The sequence below is a fragment of the Sporolactobacillus caesalpiniae genome, from assembly GCF_040513385.1.
In the GTDB taxonomy this organism is placed as follows: Bacteria; Bacillota; Bacilli; order Bacillales; family Sporolactobacillaceae; genus Sporolactobacillus.
On sequence record NZ_JBEVCB010000005.1, the window covers coordinates 265226 to 281606 of the forward strand.

Here is a 16381-nt window from a genome sequence, read left to right on the forward strand (position 1 = left end):
ATGAAGAAATCATCGGCTTTTATTTTTTAATGACCCAGTCCCCTTTTTTCTTTCAACAGCTCTTGAAATTCTCTTTCCAGTTCTTCAGATGGTTCAATACTTAATCGACTGAGCACCGCTGCTATTTTTGTTTCGAGTACGAGGCGTTTGTCCTTTTCGAGATCTCGTTTCTTTTTCGGTTTGTCATTTTTGAATTGGCGGTAGGTTCCTTCAAACACGCGAATTCGTTGATTTCGAATTTCCACAATCCGAGTGGCAATGGCCTCAATAAATCGGCGGTCGTGGGAAACAAAGATCACGCTTCCCTCAAACGCTTTGAGCAGCGATTCTAACGCGGTGACCGCTTCCATGTCAAGATAGTTTGTGGGTTCATCGAGAATCAGCGTATTCATATCGCTTAGAAAGAGCTTGGTTAACGCAACTTTTACCCGCTCACCGCCGCTCAATACACCAACCGGCTTGTAAACATCATCCTGAAAAAAATGCATTCGTGCCAGCACCGTTCGGATCAGCGTTTCTTCCTGTTTTGACGTTGCTCGAACGTTTTCGATGATTGATTTATTTTCATCAAGAATGTTTAGATTTTGGCTGAAGTAAGCGATCTTCACAGATGGAGACAGCGTTAGTCCAGATTCATGATTCATGATCTTTTTGAGCAATGTTGTCTTTCCGCTGCCATTGGGACCGATGATGGCCAGCTTATCGCCCCCACGAACAAAGAAGCTCACTTTATGCCAAAGTCGGCGCTCACCAAATTGCATGGAACTGTTTTCTGCACGAAGAATAATCCGACCCTTGAATGTTTCCGCATTGGGCAAATTCATCTTAAGCGGTTGAATATCTTTCACTTTTTCTACCTTTTCCAACTTTTCCAATCGTGTTTCAATTGCGTTCGCCGCTCCCTGCAATTTCTTTTGTTTTTTGGCAAAGTACGGCTTTGCTCCTGTAATTCGTGCTTCGGAGCCACTTAAGTTTTTTGGCTTTTTTGTCGCCCGTTCCGCTTTTTTCTCTTTTAATTTCAAAGCGTCTTCCAACTGCTTCTTCTTTTTCTCATAATTTTCATAGTCTGCCTGTTCCTTAGCAAGCTCTGCCTCTTTTTGCTGCTCGTAATCACTGTAATTGCCTCTATATACGTTTATCTTGCTGTCATTGATCTCCCATAGTGTTGTGCAAAGCGCGTCCAAAAAGGCGCGGTCGTGTGAGACGATAACCAGCGCACCTTGCCATGCCTTCAGCTTCTTTTCCAGCCATTCAATATGATCCGTATCCAGATTGGTCGTTGGTTCGTCCGCAAGCAGCAACTCCGGATCCCGCACCAGAGCTTCTTGGATATATTCTTGCGTCACTTCCCCACCGCTTTTGGTCGTATCCGTGCGCTTCAACTGCGGCAGCAGTTCACACGACGCATGCTGAATAATGGTTCCTTCTTCAGGTACGATTTTCTGCACTAAGATGTTGAGCAGTGTTGTTTTCCCGCACCCGTTTTGTCCAACGAGTGCAATTCGATCCTTTTGATGGATATGCAGCTGATCGATATCGAGTAACAAACGGTCCTTAACGTAATGTTTTATGTGCAAAGCTTCTAACAAGATCACAAAATCATCCCCATTTTTTCATAGTCAGGGACATAGGAAAAACTTGGCTTAGCCATACTTCTGACACAGGCTGATCCTTAAATTTTTCTTATACTAGCTTCCGCTAATCTTTTGTACAATTTAATTCGTACAAAAAGGCCCCCTATCTGTTGTTCAGATTAGGAGGCTGTAAGTATATAGGCGAACACCAAAAAGACACTGGGTCTTCTCAAGCCGACTACAGATACCAATCCTATTCTGAACTCCGTTTGAAGGCATGACTGCAGTGCGGTATCCCTGCTTCACAGTACCTTCAACTGGCGGTTTCAAAAAATAGGATTAGTTTTTCATCGGCCCTTGGTTCACCCTTTCCGTTCATTCGATTACTTTCAATGTACTCAATTTGCTTACGCTTGTCAAACAGCAACCCATCCAATCAAAAAAGATGATCACTGTTTCAATGCTTCTTTCTCGAAAATGGATCATGGGATTGATCGTTATTCCAGACATACTCAATGCCATGAGCAATATCAGAAGCCTGATCGGAGCCGAATTGATCGGCGATGAAACCCAGAGTCATATCAATTCCCGCTGAGACGCCGGACGACGTGTAATACTTCCCATCCGTAACCCACCGGGCGCGCTCCACCCAGTGTACCGCCGGGTTTACATCTTTCACCCAATCAAAAGCGATCTTATTGGATGTTGCTTTTCTTTCGTCAAGAAGCCCTGTCCGTGCCAAAAGTGCCGATCCGGTGCACACGGTTAAGCAATTGGTTGCTTGTTCTGCCGCATGCTTTAATTTTTCTATAAAATCTTCATCGTGAACGAGCGGGCGCGTACCTTGTCCACCCGGAATCAGAAGGATACCAGTTGCATTGGTGTGATCAATCGGTTCGGTCATAATCGGCGTCTTCTGCCTGCTGGTCACCGTCCCGCCGTCCATTGACACAAAATGGAGCGCATAATCGCTGATTCTTCCCAATACTTCAACCGGACCAAAGGCGTCCAGTGTTTCAAAATCGGGAAAAAGCAAAATGTTTATGTCCATCAGTGGCCTCCTTTTTTACCGAAAAGGCACATCTAACCGGCAGCCGTTTAATTGTAAGGAATAGTGCAAGTCCTGATTGCCAAGCACCGTCATTCCAAAGTCAGTCGCGTAAACAACAAGTCCCAACTGATGACCGACGACTAATCGGTGGAATGTCGGCTGTAATTCTACATCGATATCATAGAACTGATCTGGGTTTAATGCGTCAACCTTCCATGTATTTTCTCGATTTTGCAGGTTGATATGCCCCTTTGAAATCATCTTAAACGGTGAGGCAAACGTAGCCAGGGTGAATTCACGAAGCTGATCCTCGCGCCAATGATACCCCAAGTCGATTTTTCTCATCGAATTCGGTGTCGGCGAAACGTTAAACCGTTTTGCGTCCCCATAATCGACCAGTTGAAAACTCAGCATACCAAAGGATTGGTTTGAAGCCACCTGAACATGAACACGTGCTCGACCATCAATGATCCTGTCCTCATTCACCGGATCTGTTTTGAACAGCAGTCGGTTTTCACTCAAAGCATTCCGTTCCTCTGCAAGAATGTCCTGTGCCCATTGATCATGGTGCGCTGCATAACGATCAAACGTGTTCTTTGGAAGACTATCTTTAAAGGACAGCACTTCAGGAATCGTCGAAGTTGAAACGAGTTTTCCGGAAGCGAAATGATAAATTTCCTTCGCTGCGCCCGGTTCAGACCAATCGTGATAAGCCGTCCATGTTTCCGGAGTCACATTGTCTTGCACGATCACATTAGGCAGAAGTTCCTTCGCCCCATTTTGGACACCGTAGAGTTCATGACTGATCCACAGGTTGATCATGTCCGTGTAATCAATCGAGCGAAAGGCATTAATATAGATATGCTGCCCTTGATGCAGAATGATTTTCTTCGATACCGGCACATCCCTTAGTGCCTGCCATAGCTGCTCCACCTGACCCGGCTTCACATTCCAGTCATTCAGTCCGTGAATCATCAGCACATCGCATTTAATGTTCTTTACCTTTTTAAGGTAATTGCGCGCATCCCAAAATGTATTATAATTACCGGATTCACGCTCCATATCGCGTGCCATCTTCTCCATCTGCGTGTCAAAATAATCTTTAATGTGCAGATGATAATCAGCAGCGGCTTTCATCCGACTCATTGTTTCAATCGCCAGAACATCGGCGTCTTCACCGGGAAAACCATCTGGGGCAATCATTAATCCGCCCTCGCGGTAATAGCCGTACCATGAAGAGATCGCCGCTTCGGAAATGATTGTCTTTAATCCCTCAACTCCGGTTGTGGCGGCAGCGGTCGCCAAGGTGCCCAAATAGGAGCGGCCGGTCATCGCCACAGAGCCGTTGCACCACCAAGCGGTGATCGCGATGTTATCCGTGCGATTGGTAAACGCGCGGCGCTTTCCATTCAACCACTCAATCACGTCAATTGTGGCTTCCGTTTGCTGCGGATCGCCGCATGTTTGAATGCCGTCTGAATCGAGCGTACCAATACCGGCAGAGTAGACTGCCGCAAATCCTCGCGCCAAGAAAAAATCATTCAATGTATAGGAATATTCACGGCTGAACGTCTCCGTCGCATAGTTTGTTTCCCCATTGATCGGACGAGGAGCAGGCAGTTCCGGCTTCTCATCATGACAGGCAATATCCTCGTAGCTGAGGTCATTCGGCTGCTTTTCGGTCAGCGGTACATGAACATTGTGCATCGCTTTTTCCCCGGCTTCATCATTTGTATCTTGATTATAGGGACTGGCCGTAAAAAGTGCCGGAACCCTTAATCCCATTTCCGTATCCGCCGGACGTATGATTTGAACCTTCAGCAGATCCCGTTTCCCGTCACGATCCGAATCCACAGAAGACTCCACATAAACAACCTCACGAATCAGCTTGGCTGTATCAAATACCGCTTGAGATTTGCCGTTAAAAAAGAGCGGCTTCTGCTGCGCGGACAGGTCATAAAATGGAACAAAATAGCCTTGACTCGTCAACAGATCCAGGAATGTCTGACCATCTTTAGTGTGCGTTGTCAGCAGCAAATACCAAGCGTCCAAGATCTGCTCTTTAGTCCATGCACCCGCAGCTTCAAGCATCGGCAGCTGCATCTTTTTCATTGCGGTAACCGGATCAGTAATCGAAAAATCATCCTCCGGCAAAAATCCGCACAGCTGCAACGCAACTAAATAGAAAACTTCCGCCGTAATCGGCTCTCCGGCATCCAAGTAGTCTTTGAGATCGGTATTGGGGGTTGCTAAATAGTTTCGCAGTTTCATATCAAATTCATGCTCGCCCCGAACCTTTAAAAATACTTTTCTGAGCAGCAAACGATAGGCAGCTGGCGTCGATGCATGGTTAATTTGATCATCTAGAAAATGAATCCGTTGCAGTTCTTCGACCACTGTTTGGTGATCGGCACTTATTCGTGCAAATTGATTGTTTTTCATCGACAAAACTCCTCAGTTAGTAACTGAAGCTATTATAGCACTCACCTGCCTCTGTATCGATCAACGTTATTGCGGATTTTTCACTACTTGCCTCTGTAATAAAGCACATGATCATCTCCGCATCGTCGTTTGTGCATTGAACCAGACTTTTCGTGCATTGAACCAGATTTTTCGTGCATTGGATCGCTGTTTTCGTGCATTGAACCAAATTTTTCGTGCATTGGATCGCTGTTTTCGCGCATGGCTTGATCTCTATCTCCGTTTCATGCATTGATCCTCGATTTTCGTGCATTGGCCACCTATTTTCGTGCATTGAACCAGACTTTTCGTGCGTTGCCGATTTCTTAAGTGTTGCGCGGCACTTTCTCAAGCTCCCCCAAAATTTCATTAAGGTCCAATTCCGCACCGGCCATTGCGCAATCAGAAGCTCCGTAATAAAGCCGCAGCTTAGATCCTTGGACAACGCCACCGCACGTAAAAACAACCGCTCCGAAAAAGCCATGCTTCTCATAGTCGGCTTCCGGTTCAAGGATCGGTTCGGCTGATCGGGCAATGATCCGCGAAGGATCGTCCAGATCAAGCAGCAGCGCGCCGAGACAATACCGGTTTTGCACGTCCATGCCATGATAAATTTCCAGCCACCCGCTCTTGGTCCGAATGGGTACGGCTCCGGCTCCGATTCTGCTTTCATCCCAAAAATGTTCGCGTACGCCGAGCAGATGGCGATGATTGCCCCAATGCTTGAGATTAGTCGACTCTGCGATCCAAATCTCCGGGTTACCGACGCTCTTCAAAGAAGGACGGTGCAGCGCATAGTAAAGGCCGTGAATCTTTTCAGGGAAAATGACAACATCCTTATTTTCTGGTGAAAAGATGAGTCCCTGATCCTCGTACGATTTAAAATCCTTTGTCGTCACCAAATAATCGCCAATGCCAAGCGGCGAAACGGCACTGAAATAAATGAGGTACGTCGCCCCAATCTGCGTGATGCGCGGATCTTCAATGCCGAATGTCTGATACCGATTCGACGGATAGATAAACGGCTGATCATCCACCGTGAAGTGGTACCCATCTTGACTTCGCGCCAGTCGAAGGTAGGACAATGACGTGAGACCGACAAATGTATCCAGATTGTTCGAGGGACGGACCGTTCGACTGTCTTCAAAATTGTATGCAGGATCCTTTCGATGATAATTTTCCACCCGGATTTTATGCTCAATGACATCATAAAAAGGAGAGGGCACGATTGCAGGATCATGGACGATCGGACGTTCCGCAACCCTCAGCAAGAGCAGGGTTTCCCCCTGATACTCTGCCACACCGGCATTGAAGGTGCCAATCACTTCATAGCCATCATGATACGGTTTGACCTCTTCGGGACAAATCAGAGGATTTTCCAGAAAACGCGTAACCTTTACCATTCGAAACGCCTCTATGTTTTAACGATTTATTTTTTCAACTGGATAACGAAGTACTGTCTTACGTTTCTCGGGCACAACCTTCCGCGGATCAGAAAGATAAATCTCGCGATGTGTTTTTGAAATTCTTCTGTAGCCTTGTTCACTGCAAAATTCAGCCATCCGCTTAAAACTTTCCGGCTCGTCATCATAGCTCCCTTTGTGAAGTATCTGACAGCAAGACCCTTCATCTGCCGCTGTGAATCTCACTTGATCTAAATAAGGATTGGATTTTTTCTTTTTTGTTTCAGACAAAAATCGCTCAAATAATTCATCTGTGAGAAAATCAGGTTGGCGGATCATCAAGGTGTATTTTAAATTACTTTTTACAGTCGGTGGCAAGGTTTTATCCACCAGATCCCAAACGCCTTCAAGCGGAAAAACGACATAATCATAATAACCTTCAGGAACCACCTTGCTTTTATAGGACATTTTCACCGCATAACTGAGGCTGTAAAGAGCAGCAGTTGCTTGGGCAAACCCGTCACCATTTGGATCGCCGCTGCCTTCAATCATGACAAAATGAATCTTGGGTACGCGCACAATGACCGGTTTTTGTTTGGGAAGATACAGATCTTTAAAGTCCTTCTTGTAATCTACTTTATTCATTGGCTCCCCCACTTTCATTTAATGAACTATACACATGCATTTCAGCATGATCCTTATCGCAGCCGCTCTGATATTCTTCAAAATCACACAGTTGAATTTTCTGTCTAGGTCCGTAGACCAAAGCTTTTCCAAAAAATTCCTACAGCCGTTTGCACATCACCGCGCACAATAAATTTTGCATAGTTTCCCGCCTGAATGGTATGAACATGAATGTTTTTACCAAACCCTTTTGTTTCTTCCGATGTCTCTCCCCATATTCGGGTTTTGATTATTTGTTCGGATTTTCAGCCCGGCTACCGTTTTTTCTTCTAACTGAACAACTTCATAATTCATTGTCTATACCTCGCTTCATTCAATGATGCACTCAGTATAGCAACGTTAATATGACAACTATCTGTCATATTCAGTATATCGATTAGCCCCTTCTTTGAATTTTGTTATTATGAGTTCCCGAATACGTTTTGGCTCTAAGACCTCAGCATGGCAGCCATAGGACAAGATATAGCCATAAACCCACTCATTTTCAGGAAAAGTCACAGTAACTGTAAAATTCCCATCTTCATGTTTCTGAATGCATGTCGGATCGAATTCATCGTAGATCCTGTAAGCAACCGCTTTATCAAATTTAATTTTTAGGGTGACCTCTCTGGTTTGATCCGATTTGAACTGACTCCAAATATCGTTTGGAACTTCCCTTTCAAAGGATTGATTCAACGTATTGAGATTCCTCATTCGCGTTATTTTAAAAATCCTAAAATCTTGTTTCAGGCGGCAATAACCGTAAAGATACCAACTTTGGCCTTTGAAAACGATCTTTAGAGGTTCAACTGCTCTCCGCGTCTTCTCGTTGTACGAACTAAAATAATCAAAAATCACGAATCGACGTGTCACAATGGCTGCCTTTAACTCAGCAAATCTTCGCTTTTCATCTTCGCTATTGCCCCAATGAGAAAAATCAATAGCAATCCAGTTCGCACTTTGCTTGCTAAAGAGTGTGCTTAGCTTATTAAGAACCGAATCGACATCAGGAACTTTCAAGGCGCTAAGACTTTGCAGGCTCATCAACACTTCATTCTGCTCCTGATCGGAAAGAAGCGCTTTATTGAACACAAAATTTTCAAGAAGGCGAATCCCGCCGCCCTTTCCTCGATCCGTATAAATGGGTATCCCAGATGCTGATAACAGATCAAGATCACGATAGATCGTTCGAATAGACACGTCGAAATGAGCAGACAGCTCCTTAGCTGTTACTTTCTTTTTATCAAGCAAAAGATAAACGATCGCAAACAGCCTGTTCATTTGCACAACGCATCACCCCTAATTGCAAAATCTGTTTTTCGTATGACAGGAGCAGCTTGCCACATGATCATCGACCATACCGATTGCCTGCATAAACGAATAAATAGTCACAGGCCCGACAAATTTAAAACCCTTTTTCTTTAAGTCCTTACTTATTTTTTTTGACAGATCCGTCTGAGATGGCACTTGGTTCTCGTTACGCCAATTCGATATGATCGGTTGATGATCAACATAAGTCCATAGATAATTTGAGAGGCTGCCGAATTCTCGCTGAACGGCAATTGCCGCTAATGCATTGCTTCGTACAGAATTGATTTTCAATTTATAGTTAACGACTCCGGTGTTCAATAGTATATGATCGATATCTTGGTCCGTTAGATTCGCGCAGTACTGAATATCAAAATTATTGAATGCCTTCCTGTACTCTTCTCTTTTGTTTAGTACAATTGACCAAGACAGACCTGCCTGCGCGCCTTCCAAGACGAGCAGTTCAAATATATAGCGGTCATCATGATTTGGTCTGCACCATTCAGTATCATGATAGAGGCGCATGAGTTCATTTGTCTTTGCCCATGAACAAGTAGATTCCATAATTTCTCCTTATAATTTGATTTCAACGACTGCTTTCTTACCGATTTAATCTTTATGACTGTAATGCTATTATAGTTCATTAAATATGACGACATATTGTCATATTTAATGAATAAGCGGTGTACTCTTTTGTTGCTATTCATTTGCATCAGCTTCACTCCCCTGATACCACTATTTTTACACAATTGATGCTGTACAACCCAGTTCACAAAAATCATAATTGTTAGTAATCCATGCTCTGCCACTACACACATGAAAACTGGAGGCTGTCAGTCAGATGGAACAGATTAAAGATAAGGTTGTTGTCATTACCGGCGCATCAAGCGGTATCGGCGAAGCCACTGCTCGAAAACTTGCCAATAAAGGGGCCAAGCTCGTTCTCGGTGCGCGCCGTACGGAAAAACTTGACGCATTAGTTTCTGAACTCATCAACAATGGCGGAGACGCCTGTTATCAAAAAACAGATGTGACACGTAAAGAAGACGTTCAATCACTGATTAATCTTGCCGTTGAAAAATATGGCCGAATTGATGTGCTCTACAACAACGCAGGCCTGATGCCGCTGTCCCCACTTCGCGATTTGAAAGTTGATGAATGGGAACGCATGATTGATGTCAATATCAAGGGTGTCCTCTACGGAATTGCGGCCGCACTCCCAATTATGCGCAGCCAAAAATCGGGCCATATTATTAACACCGATTCTGTCGCTGGTTTTGCCGTTAATCCCGGAGGATGGGCGGTTTACAGTGGAACCAAGTTTGCGGTTCGGGCCATTGCCGAAGGATTGCGGTTGGAAGAGTCTCCGTACAGCGGGATTCGTGTCACCGACATTTCGCCCGGAGCTGTTCAAACCGAGCTTCCAAGCACAATAACAGATCCAACACTCAAGAAACAGGTTGAAGAAAAAGAGAAATTCAACGGCATTAAGCCGGAAGCGATTGCCAACGCTGTCGCTTACGCAATCAGCCAACCGGACGATGTATCCATCAACGAAGTGATCATACGCCCGACCGCGCAGAGAAACTAATTTAACGCAGTGCCTCGCAATGCAAAATTGACCATCAAAAAGAATCGGAGGTATCCTTTGCGGATCGTCTTCGATTCTTTTTTCAACACTTAATTCGGCAGCATTTCCGACGTAATAACTAGTTAAGTGAATACGTTAGTTGTTTGGAAAGTACGGGTTGTGCTTGCTGCACATAGACATCCGCACGCGAACTATTCTTCGGGATCTCAAATTCAGTTACATAGGTAAAATTAAGCCCGACAAGATCCTGGAGAAAGGCAGGCTGCTGCCAATCGACATGGTAGGCAATACTCGTTTGATTACTGTTATCAAAAAATGGTTCATTCTGATCGTTGGGTACATCAGATGGACGATAGGACCGTCTGGCAATGGATAAACGATGAGGTTCAAATTCCGGAACACTCGCCCATGTCTGTTTCGCGGTGCTGAATAGTGAACGAAACTCTTGCCTATATTGAATGGTTATTGAAGTTGGTTTCAAGTTTGCCGGGCTATAGTCTACCTGTTCGTCGCCGATCAGTGCAAATTTACGCTGTCCTTCGTAAATAAGCGTCAAACGAATACGCATGAACTGTGTTCGCTGCGGAAATTTAGAATGAAATGCTTGGTTAAGCGCGCATTTATAGTTTTCTTTGGACAGGTATTGCTGATGATTCGATGTCATTTTTACATATACATTTTCTTGATCCGCCACTTGACCGGTCATTTCAGTTAACTGTTTCATCTTTGATTTGCCTGCCAGTGAATCATTTGCAAACTGAAACCCCATTGCATCTGAATGCTGCTGACTACGATCACCCGGGCGCAAGGGTTGATCCTGAACTTGCAACGTTTCAGGGTCTGCGATCACAGCGGATTGATAAAGCTGATCCAGATATGTATAACCTGCGTAAACAAACAACAACGCTATAATCACAGAAAACAAAATCAATAGCTTTCTACTAATTGGAAATCCCCTCCTTCACGCAGCCTGTATAGTGTATAATGATACCAAGTTATCATTAAAAAATCGAATTGGGGATGAGTTTTTGGGCTTTCGCCACTTGCTAGTCGGATTCATTTTTATATTTTTCCAATTTAATATTGCTTCAATCGACATTCTACCCGATGTCGTTGGTTATATTTTGGTTTTTATCGGCGCAAATAAACTACTATCCTCTATTCAGAACGATCAGTTTATGCATGTAAAACATTCAAGCCTGCTCTTGATTCCCCTATCAGCATTAGACCTTTTCATCCGACATTCCGCCGTTCTAAATGGTGTCATCAACAACACTCGGCTTAGCGGAAGACTCTTTTCACTCACTTTTTCTGCAGTAACAACCATTCTGCTTATCTACTGCGTCTATCACTTATGTAAAGGCATTGAGCAAGAGGCACAACGGATTGGGAACGCCGAACTCGCTTCAAAGGCGAATTGGACCGGTTGGCTCTTTTTGTCCTATAGTGTCGTCACATTTCTCATCATTACAACAGGAATCTTATTCACAAAAGATGCTTCAGGCACGCTCAATCTTAATCAGACCGCGGGCGTCGTCCTCTTCGTCCTGCTCTTCCTCTATATGCTCACTACCGCCTTTCAATTATTTATTCTGCTAAACGAGACAAGAAAAGTGTTTGCTGCATCTCTAAACAAATAGGTGAACGCGTCATTTAGAATTCATATAAAAGGTACCACACCTGCCTCGCGAGCTGCCGAACTTCTCCTGCTCTTAGGAAACAGCAAGGGGTAGAGGCTGTACAGTAGTTGGTGTCTGCGGAAAAAAAAACTGAAGTCGCTGCGGCACAAGACTTGCTCATATACGTCACCAAAGAACTCTCTGCTGTGACCACACGTCTGCGTGCTGAAACCAAGCTTCTAATAAATCATTTTGGTCCTTAATTAAGGAGCGAGGGAAATAAGCGGAGATTTTCCGGTTATTTGCGTCATGGCGCTTGTTTCACAGGTAAATAAGGGTAATTTTTCCGCTTATTCATAGAAAAACCCTCCCTTTTCACGTTTTTCGATCCGATAAGCGGAATTTCTCCGTCTATTTAAGCGATTTTTTCGTTTATTTTCTAAATAGGCGGAATTTTTCCGTTTATTCTCAGATTAAGTCACTTACCTGATCGCCCAACCGATCAGTACGAATTGGGAATTCGCACTTTATGACCTATCATCGTATCAGCAAAGTACAATGCTAATCTTTTCTTGTTAGGAAATTCCGCAAAAAAGCGATCCGAAGGCGTTCGGATCGCTTTTTTGCTTCATTCTTCAACTTACCGACGAACATTCACTTCGTTCGCTGCTTCGGAAACCCACGCGGCATGCGCGTCGTCGGTGTCAAACGGGATGCTGCAATCTGCGCTGAGCAGAATGCCTTGATGTCCGTTTTCTTCGAGCAGACGCTTTGTCTCCGCCTGAATTTCTTCTTTGCTTCCTTTATAGAAGACACCGTTCTCCGTATTTTCAAAACCACCCATCACCGCGCGGCCGTCAAACAGTTTCTTTCCTTCTTTTAAGGAAACTTCTTCAACATAAGAAGCCCAGTGGAACGCTTTGACCGGATAGTTCGTATAGTCGCCTAAGCGATTCCGTTTGCCTTCAAAGCCGCAGATGTGAATCATGTTATAATCATGAACATCTTGCACTGCGCTCAGCAGTTTAACCTCGCTTGGCTGGACGAACTGCTGCCACGTTTTCGTACTAATGACGGAGTCCTGAGGCTGCTGCACGCACAGATAGATGCCGTCAATCCCCGACTCTTGAATCAACTTGGTACTCAAAACAATCAGGTCATCGGCAAGAACAGCAAATGCATCAGCAATCGCCTGAGGATCGTCTCTTAAAAAGCGGTAAATTTTCTGGGAATCCTGTTCAAGGATCTCAAAACGCAGGCGCAACTGGTACCATGGCGAAAAAATATTGTAAAAGCTGCCGATTTCACCATTGTAGTGTGCAACGATTGCTTTAATCGCTACAATTTGACGCGTAATCCATGGATCATTCGCATCAATGCGCTGAATCTTCTTCAGGTCTTCCGGCGTTTCAAACGTGTTGTCAATCACGCTGGGATGCAGGAAGAATCCGTCACTCATAATCTTTGTAAAATCAGGCTTATAGCGATCATAGAAACGTTGTTGCCGCGCAACAACGTCATCGATCACCGCCTGATCACGGTAGCCAAGCACTTGTTTCTTCTCGTCAGACAGATAGTGATGCCAAAATCCGGCCAACACTTGGGCTGTCGGCTTATTATCGAGCGTATCGAGTAAAATCTGATGTTTGTTTTCTGCCACAACAGTCACTCCCTGTATTTTGCCTTATGCGAGACGCCATCCACCATTGACGTGGAGACTCTGACCGGTGATGTAACTTGAATCATCAGAAATCAGAAAAGCAATCGGCTTTGCAACTTCAGACGCTTGAGCCGCACGCTGCATCGGCACTTTTTTGCGGTACTTTTCAATGTTTTCCAGAAGACGCTCATGCGTCATTTCCGTATCCGTAATCCCCGGAACAACCGCATTAACACGTACATTTTTTGGCGCTCCTTCCAGCGCCAATGTCTTTGTCAAGCTGGTTACTGCACCCTTTGAGGCAGCATACGCATCGTAATTCGCGATTCCGTCAAAAGCATCGACAGACGTCACATTAACAATGCTGCCGAATCCTTGAGCGATCAGTTTCGGAAGCAGTGCCAGACTTGGGTACAGCGTTCCATAGAAGTTGACATCCATGATTTCCTTCCATGATTTATCATCATAGTCGAATACGTCCGTCGTGTAGAAAATACCTGCCGAGTTGACCAACCCGTCAATACGTCCGGTCTTGGAATAGATTTCATCAAACACCTGTTGAACCGCCGTCTTATCGGTCAATTCCAATTGATACGTTGTGCTTTGAACGCCATCGCGGCTTGTCTCTTCCTGTACCTTAGCCAGACGACCCGCATTTCGGCCAATTAGGTGCACGTTGTACCCTTTATCAGCTAGAGCAACCGCAGCTGCCCGGCCAATGCCGCTGCTTGCTCCGGTAACAATCACATGTTTCTCATCGCTTGCCATTCTGCTATCTGTCTCCTTCATTATTCGGCTTAAATCACACAGTTTCACACGCTCGCCAAGATGTCCGTCAAGAACTTCTTTGTTCGTTCTTCAGAAGGATTCTCAAATATTTTTTTCGGATCGCCTTGTTCGACAATGTGCCCGTCCGCCATAAAAATCACACGATTAGAAACGTCACGGGCAAAACTCATCTGGTGTGTAACCACAACCATCGTTGTCCCTGAATTTGCCAAATCCTGCATGACTTTCAGCACTTCACCGACAAGTTCCGGATCCAAGGCTGATGTCGGCTCATCAAAGAAAATAACCTCCGGATTCAGCGCAATCGCCCGAGCAATTCCGACGCGCTGCTGCTGTCCGCCGGAAAGCTGTGACGGATAGTGGTTTTTACGATCCGAGAGACCTACCCGCTCAAGTGCATCCAAAGCAATTTTCTCCGCTTCACTTTTCTTCACTTTGCGTGCAACGATTAAACCTTCCGTAATATTCTGCAAAGCCGTTTTATTGTTAAAAAGGTTATAGTTCTGAAAGACAAAACCGACATTGCGTCGAATTGTGTTTATGTCTTTTCCATTTAACTTCTCGAAATCTTTATCGACTCCGGCAAATGTAATATGTCCGCCATCAGCCGCTTCTAAAGTGGTTATTGTTCGTAATAGCGTCGTCTTGCCGGAACCGCTAGGCCCAATAATCGAAATCACATCGCCCTTGTTCACATCAATGCTGATGCCCTTTAGAATTTCATTACCTGCATAGCCTTTCTTCAGGCCTTCAATTGTGAGCATTGTTGGTCCTCTCGCTTTCTGTTAAATCTGTTTTCACTACTAATTTTGGTTGCTTAATACTAAAAGGATTCCAGTTAAAGCCGGTTGATTTCTTTGCTGATCGTCGATACTTGCTGAAATAACGCTCAAGCAGGTTGAAAATGATTTCCGCACAGTAGCAGATAATCAGATAGTAAACCCATACAACCAGGTAGGCTTCCAGAAAATTATAGTTAAAAGCCGCCTCCGTTTTCGCAATCGCAGTAATATCTTTAACAGACATGATAAAAGCCAAAGACGAATTCTTAATCAGGTAGAGCGTCGCGTTCGCGATATTAGGCAGCGCCGAGATGAGCGCCTGCGGCAATATGATTCGCCAAAAGGTCTGACGCGGCTGCATCCCGACCATCAGACCAGCCTCCATCTGACCTTTGTCAACCGTCTGCAGCGCTGAACGGAATACTTCCGTCAAAGTCGCAATGCTGTTCAATGTAAAGACGATGTACGCGTAATAAATCGGATTAATACTGAAGGCTGCCTTGCCAATCATTATATTTAACAGACTTGGAAATGCACTGTACACAATCAGAATCTGTGCGATAATCGGTGTACCTCGGACCAAGGACACATAGAATTTCACAATCAGTTCCAAACCTTTGATCCGATAGATCCTGATTAATGCAAATAAGACACCGATCGGCAATGAAATCAGTAACGCAACCAAGACAATCTGCAATGTGACGGGAACACCTTGAATGGCCGTATGGGCGACTTTTACCATGAAATCTGTATTTAATAACATTGAAGCTGCCCCCCTTAAACTGCAATCGTCTTTCTTTTTGCCTGATAGGATTTCTCGACCAGAGACACGCCTTTGTCAACCGCCAGTGAAATAACCCAATAGATCAACGCTAAAGCGCAATACGTCTGCCAAGCATAGCCGCCCGAATTATTGGCGACAATCATTTGTGCCTTGGCGACCATGTCAACAACCCCGATAGTAAACGTCAATGCCCCTTCTTTTAGAAGATTGACAACTGAATTAGCAAAGTTTGGAAGCGCGACGACAAAGGATTGCGGCAAAATGATCCGATAAAACGTTTGGAATGGCGTCATACCGACCATCAGCCCGGCCTCCATCTGCCCCTTGGAAATCGACTCATACGCTGAACGAAAAATTTCAGAAACCGGTGCTGAAAACAACAGTGTCAAAGCAATAATGACAAAGTACATGCGGTTCCAACCGTCAATATTCGTATGGAACCAGCTATTAAAGAGCAGCGGCATGCCGTAATAAACGACGAAAATCATGATGATTGAAGGTGTCGCCCGAATGATACTCACATAGATACCTGCGAGTACCCGCAATACAACCGACTCACTCAATCTTGCCGCTGCCAGCAACAAACCAAGCAGACTGCCTAAGAAAATTGATGATAACGAAACAATTAAGGTGATGTTAATGGCCGGCAGCAACTGACCCAAAAAATTGATAATTAATTTGATATTGTCCATTTACA

16 protein-coding genes are annotated in these 16381 nt (G+C 44.7%); 3 read left to right on the forward strand and 13 right to left on the reverse strand.

Annotated elements, in window-relative coordinates; all coding sequences use genetic code 11:
• Nucleotides 1-26: 26 nt before the first annotated feature.
• The 7 genes from ABWW58_RS11735 to ABWW58_RS11765 form a co-directional block, all read right to left on the reverse strand.
• Nucleotides 27-1595, reverse strand: a complete 1569-nt coding sequence (locus tag ABWW58_RS11735) for a Vga family ABC-F type ribosomal protection protein (protein WP_353869317.1) — start codon at nt 1593-1595, stop codon at nt 27-29.
• A 436-nt stretch (nt 1596-2031) separates the two neighbouring features.
• Nucleotides 2032-2625 (reverse strand): DJ-1/PfpI family protein, encoded by a 594-nt coding sequence (locus ABWW58_RS11740; RefSeq protein WP_353869318.1) that lies wholly within the window; start codon nt 2623-2625, stop codon nt 2032-2034.
• Between the two features lie 15 nt (nt 2626-2640).
• A complete protein-coding gene (locus tag ABWW58_RS11745; protein ID WP_353869319.1) occupies nt 2641-5067 on the reverse strand; it encodes a Xaa-Pro dipeptidyl-peptidase in 2427 nt (808 codons plus the stop codon).
• 344 nt (nt 5068-5411) lie between these two features.
• Entirely contained in the window at nt 5412-6488 is a 1077-nt protein-coding gene (locus ABWW58_RS11750; RefSeq protein ID WP_353869320.1) for a BtaManbiosPhlase, read from the reverse strand.
• A gap of 18 nt (nt 6489-6506) precedes the next feature.
• The gene (locus ABWW58_RS11755; protein WP_353869321.1) at nt 6507-7133 is read right to left on the reverse strand and encodes a GyrI-like domain-containing protein; all 627 of its coding nucleotides are present in this window, start codon (nt 7131-7133) and stop codon (nt 6507-6509) included.
• Between the two features lie 390 nt (nt 7134-7523).
• Nucleotides 7524-8432 carry a helix-turn-helix transcriptional regulator gene (locus ABWW58_RS11760; protein ID WP_353869435.1) on the reverse strand — a complete coding sequence of 303 codons (909 nt, stop codon included), beginning with the start codon at nt 8430-8432 and terminating at the stop codon, nt 7524-7526.
• A gap of 18 nt (nt 8433-8450) precedes the next feature.
• Complete coding sequence (locus tag ABWW58_RS11765) at nt 8451-9023, reverse strand: DNA-3-methyladenine glycosylase I (RefSeq protein ID WP_353869322.1); 573 nt, start codon at nt 9021-9023, stop codon at nt 8451-8453.
• Nucleotides 9024-9300: 277 nt separating this feature from the next.
• On the opposite strand from ABWW58_RS11765, the gene ABWW58_RS11770 reads away from it, so the two are divergent.
• Nucleotides 9301-10050, forward strand: a complete 750-nt coding sequence (locus tag ABWW58_RS11770; protein WP_353869323.1) for an SDR family oxidoreductase — start codon at nt 9301-9303, stop codon at nt 10048-10050.
• 118 nt (nt 10051-10168) lie between these two features.
• On the opposite strand, the gene ABWW58_RS11775 is transcribed toward ABWW58_RS11770, so the two are convergent.
• Complete coding sequence (locus ABWW58_RS11775) at nt 10169-10975, reverse strand: hypothetical protein (protein WP_353869324.1); 807 nt, start codon at nt 10973-10975, stop codon at nt 10169-10171.
• A 103-nt stretch (nt 10976-11078) separates the two neighbouring features.
• On the opposite strand from ABWW58_RS11775, the gene ABWW58_RS11780 reads away from it, so the two are divergent.
• Nucleotides 11079-11690 carry a hypothetical protein gene (locus tag ABWW58_RS11780; protein WP_353869325.1) on the forward strand — a complete coding sequence of 204 codons (612 nt, stop codon included), beginning with the start codon at nt 11079-11081 and terminating at the stop codon, nt 11688-11690.
• Nucleotides 11691-11797: 107 nt separating this feature from the next.
• Nucleotides 11798-11932 (forward strand): hypothetical protein, encoded by a 135-nt coding sequence (locus ABWW58_RS11785; RefSeq protein ID WP_353869326.1) that lies wholly within the window; start codon nt 11798-11800, stop codon nt 11930-11932.
• 377 nt (nt 11933-12309) lie between these two features.
• On the opposite strand, the gene ABWW58_RS11790 is transcribed toward ABWW58_RS11785, so the two are convergent.
• Genes ABWW58_RS11790 through ABWW58_RS11810 form a run of 5 tightly spaced genes read right to left on the reverse strand, consistent with a single transcriptional unit; the run spans nt 12310 to nt 16376 of the window.
• Entirely contained in the window at nt 12310-13329 is a 1020-nt protein-coding gene (locus ABWW58_RS11790) for a uroporphyrinogen decarboxylase family protein (protein WP_353869327.1), read from the reverse strand.
• A 24-nt stretch (nt 13330-13353) separates the two neighbouring features.
• Nucleotides 13354-14097 carry an SDR family NAD(P)-dependent oxidoreductase gene (locus tag ABWW58_RS11795; protein ID WP_353869328.1) on the reverse strand — a complete coding sequence of 248 codons (744 nt, stop codon included), beginning with the start codon at nt 14095-14097 and terminating at the stop codon, nt 13354-13356.
• A 44-nt stretch (nt 14098-14141) separates the two neighbouring features.
• Nucleotides 14142-14882, reverse strand: coding sequence for an amino acid ABC transporter ATP-binding protein (locus ABWW58_RS11800; RefSeq protein ID WP_353869329.1), 741 nt, complete (start codon nt 14880-14882; stop codon nt 14142-14144).
• Nucleotides 14869-15663 (reverse strand): amino acid ABC transporter permease, encoded by a 795-nt coding sequence (locus ABWW58_RS11805; protein ID WP_353869330.1) that lies wholly within the window; start codon nt 15661-15663, stop codon nt 14869-14871. Before ABWW58_RS11805 ends, ABWW58_RS11800 begins: the two co-directional genes overlap by 14 nt.
• Nucleotides 15664-15677: 14 nt before the next feature.
• Nucleotides 15678-16376, reverse strand: a complete 699-nt coding sequence (locus ABWW58_RS11810; RefSeq protein WP_353869331.1) for an amino acid ABC transporter permease — start codon at nt 16374-16376, stop codon at nt 15678-15680.
• Between the last annotated feature and the right edge of the window lie 5 nt (nt 16377-16381).